Annotated in this window: 3 protein-coding genes; 1 reads left to right on the top strand and 2 read right to left on the bottom strand. The window is 37.9% G+C overall.

The features are described 5' to 3' along the window. Nucleotides 1-605, bottom strand: a 605-nt coding sequence (locus C7B70_RS25235) for a sigma-70 family RNA polymerase sigma factor (protein ID WP_106371618.1), incomplete at its 3' end; no start/stop codon positions are given. A gap of 795 nt (nt 606-1,400) precedes the next feature. Beyond that, nucleotides 1,401-2,252 carry a DUF3102 domain-containing protein gene (locus C7B70_RS25240; RefSeq protein WP_106371619.1) on the bottom strand — a complete coding sequence of 284 codons (852 nt, stop codon included), beginning with the start codon at nt 2,250-2,252 and terminating at the stop codon, nt 1,401-1,403. A gap of 361 nt (nt 2,253-2,613) precedes the next feature. On the opposite strand from C7B70_RS25240, the gene C7B70_RS25245 reads away from it, so the two are divergent. Next, complete coding sequence (locus C7B70_RS25245) at nt 2,614-2,802, top strand: hypothetical protein (protein ID WP_106371620.1); 189 nt, start codon at nt 2,614-2,616, stop codon at nt 2,800-2,802. Nucleotides 2,803-3,561 lie beyond the last annotated feature (759 nt).

Here is a 3,561-nt window from a genome sequence, read left to right on the forward strand (position 1 = left end):
ATTAGTTTGAGCGCAGCGACCGCTCTGTTGTATGCCATCCTTGTCGCATCAGCCGACTTGCCTAGTTCAGCACCAATCGCTGCAAACTTCATCCCCTCATTCCGCTTCAATACTATTTGTTGAGCCGTTTCGCTCAGTTGTGCTGCTGCCCCGTGCAGTTTTTCTACACATTGGTACAACTGCTCTTCTTCATAAGGGTCTTGCAGTTCTTCTTCGTAAACAAGCGCCGTATTACTAGCCGTTAGCTTTTCCATCCTGGCTACTTGACCTTGTTCCTTTCGTAATACAGTCCCTAAAGCGCCTCGCACACAATGATAAGCCCATGACGCGAGGGCATTGCCGGAAGCCAAGTCAAACGTCGTGATCGCCTTTTGAAAACCCTCAAGCGCTGCTGAGTAAGCATCGTTTGGATCTAACCTGGGACTCGATTTGATTTGCTTCCATATCCATCTGTTATATCGCTTCAGAAGTTCGGCAAAGGCGCGATCTCCTAAGCGCTTTTCAATCCCAGTTAACGCTTCCTTATTTGGAGCCAGAAGCATTCTTTGACAGATTTCAATTAAATTTTGTTCGTTTTGGACTGGAATAGCACTGTAATTAGTCATACAACATTTTCCCCAGTGTTACTGTTGATTAGCACAAACCTTTTGTGCTTTGAAATAGATACTTCAGTACAGAAATTTAAAGGCTGGAATCACTGGGTCTAGGAAAACTTTAATTTTTTACCTTTTACCAGTTAACAACTCTGGATTACTGGTGAGTAGCGAATGTTATTACTGTTAGCAATAACATTTGCTACTCTTGGGTGCAATAATTGAGTTACTAACTATTTATCCAGAAACATGAAATTACTAGCGAATAACTCAGTCGCTACAAGGGTTTGACGACCCTAGTTTTATTACCAATTGAAACTATGCTCAAACTCGAAACCTGCTGCAATTAGCACAGCACTATTTTTTTAGCGTTTGTAAATGTCGAAAATTATGACTGTAGTTATAACCCTTAATTAACGGTTATGAATTCCTATATTAGACTATCTAAATTATCTGTCAAGCAAAATGACCGCTTGATTATTAAGATTTATTAGAAACTTATTTGCATTATTCTAAAGCTAAAGAGCAATGAATTTCAGTAATACAAAACTCCGTCTTAATTTGACAAAAACTTATCAATATTTGGTATTTAGAGGTTAGACGACCGCACAAATTCTCATTGTCATCAGTATGCGATCGCCTACTAGCATTTACACTGTTTTTGAAGCTAATTTACCCAAAAACAGCTAGGTCTCTATAATTAAACAGTTAAAGTTTAACCTTCACTCCACTTGTTAGCTTTTGTAGTTAACTCATAGCAAAGGTTTTGGGTCCTATATTAGTAATAGAGCGCTTCTCCTTCAATTATTAACTGTTGTAATTGGAGTTAGGTTGTCTGCTCAATGAAGATTCTTTGCGTTGAACTAAAACAGTTATGTCGTGCATTAAAGCTTTTAGACTAGCAATATCTATTAGCTCGAATATATTTTCTTGAGCAAGATAATTGATATTAGTAACTAAGCTATTGTAAATCTCGCCTACTGCGATGTGTTGCTGTTGTCTTTGTTTTGCTTCTTCTTCAAGACTAGGGGAATACTGGAACTCACTTCTAGCTTGGTTGAGAGTATTTCTTTGCTCTGGTGATTCTAACTTATCTTGGTTACAACTAACGGGAGCGTTCTCAAATGTTTGGGGCAATGATTCACTAGCAGTTACTTTTGAGTGTTCATCAACAATTTCAGCAGCAATACTCTCGTTTACTGGCTCAAATAACGTGTTTGCTTCCCTTGATTGCTTATACTTACTAATCAGCGCATCTGCCTTGGTAAAAGTAATAGTTTCTCCAGCACGCGCACGTTCTAAAGCTTCATCCCTAGCTTCCCCAGGTATAGAAGTTCCAGTTAGTACATACAAAGCCGAAGGAGTGATATCCAAATCTTCACATTGTGAAGATTTGAAAGTCTCTGCTACTTTCATTAACTTCCAAGCAGTAGTCAAGCCCCAGCTAAATTCAGCCTTTAACCACTTACCAAACTCACCATGCTCTAGCTTTTCTTTCACCTCAATCAACTTCTGTCCAATGTCAATCGTGTCAGAAGCAGTACGCCGCATCAGACTTTTAATCTCGCTAGTGCGTTGTTGAACAACAATTTTGATCTCTGGCTCTAACATCGTATAGTTATACTCTGATAATTCATTAGATGTTTTGCTGAAACTCATGTGTATTGCTCCTCAAAGGTAATTAGGTAAAACAAATTAGTAAAATTATCGATCTCTCTAACATCAGTAAAAATGCTCAATCCGGTTCAAAACTCAATGTTTCTGCTGATGAAATCTCTACAACTCTTATCGACCTGCTTCACCTCTATTGGCTTAGACCTTAACTCAACTACTGTTTTCTTAACGACTATCTAATACTTTTAACTACAAAGCAGCCATTAATCAGCAGTCTAATTAGAAAGCGCTCGTTACACTTCCTCAGTCTAACTTAAAGTTGCAACGTTGCAACGTTGCACTTTTACGCCAGTGCAATCCTGTTAATGCGACAATTATTCCTCAAGTTATTTATCTGTTAAACTAGGTGGCGAAAAAAGACGACCCTAATTACGAGCAAATCCGAGCGCACGTACCACGTAACTTAGCACGGCGGTTTAAGCAATACTGCTTAGACGAAGACATTGACTACAGCGAAGGATTAGAGGAAGTCTTAGCATTTTTCTTTACCGCTTTAGATGGAGCTAAGAAGAACCCGCTCAAAAAGCCGCGTTGAGAACCAAATTAGCAGGCTTAATATTTCTACTAACTGCGATTGATAGCTTGCGTACTACGGACGCTATTTTTTTCCTATTCGTACTCGTATTTAGCATTGTATTTGCTTGAACATTACTGGACGTTTTAGCTGACATAAGGCACATACTCTCCTGGTAAGACGTTTATAAACTGGCGAGGAGCAGTAAAGCCGTCACAGCACTTTTATCCTCTCCCTAAGCTTGCTCTTATTACAGGCTTAAAAAGAAATTAAAACTTGTTTAAACGATTGTCAACCCCAAGAAAACTTTGCTACTAAACTTAGTAACTATCAAAATAGTTCATACTTTTATTTACTACGAGAAACTAGATAATACATTGCTTTTCATACTAATTAATCTAGCTTAGAAAGTAGGCATAGCAAGCAATGTATAAATAGACAAAGCTTGCTAGTTCATAAAATGGCTTAATTTAAAAATTACGGTAATTCATAAAATAGTAGTCAGCTAATTCTTTAAATAATTAGGTTTGATAACTGATATGATGCTAACAGATTGTCTAGGGGTAAAAAGCTTGGTACTTCATAAAATTACTGAAAGTCAAAACCTCACAAGCTCAGAAATATTTTTCTAATAGCAGTTAGCTGAAACTCGCTGTCCGTCAGGCGTGTGAGTATTAGTTACAAGATGTAACTCAGGAATACTGTTACTAGGATAAATTTAATAGAGCATTAGTTTCATATCTGACCTCAAACAGCGACGCAATTAACCTTAAAAACGAT

Source organism: Chlorogloea sp. CCALA 695, assembly GCF_003003885.1.
In the GTDB taxonomy this organism is placed as follows: domain Bacteria; phylum Cyanobacteriota; class Cyanobacteriia; order Cyanobacteriales; family Chroococcidiopsidaceae; genus Aliterella.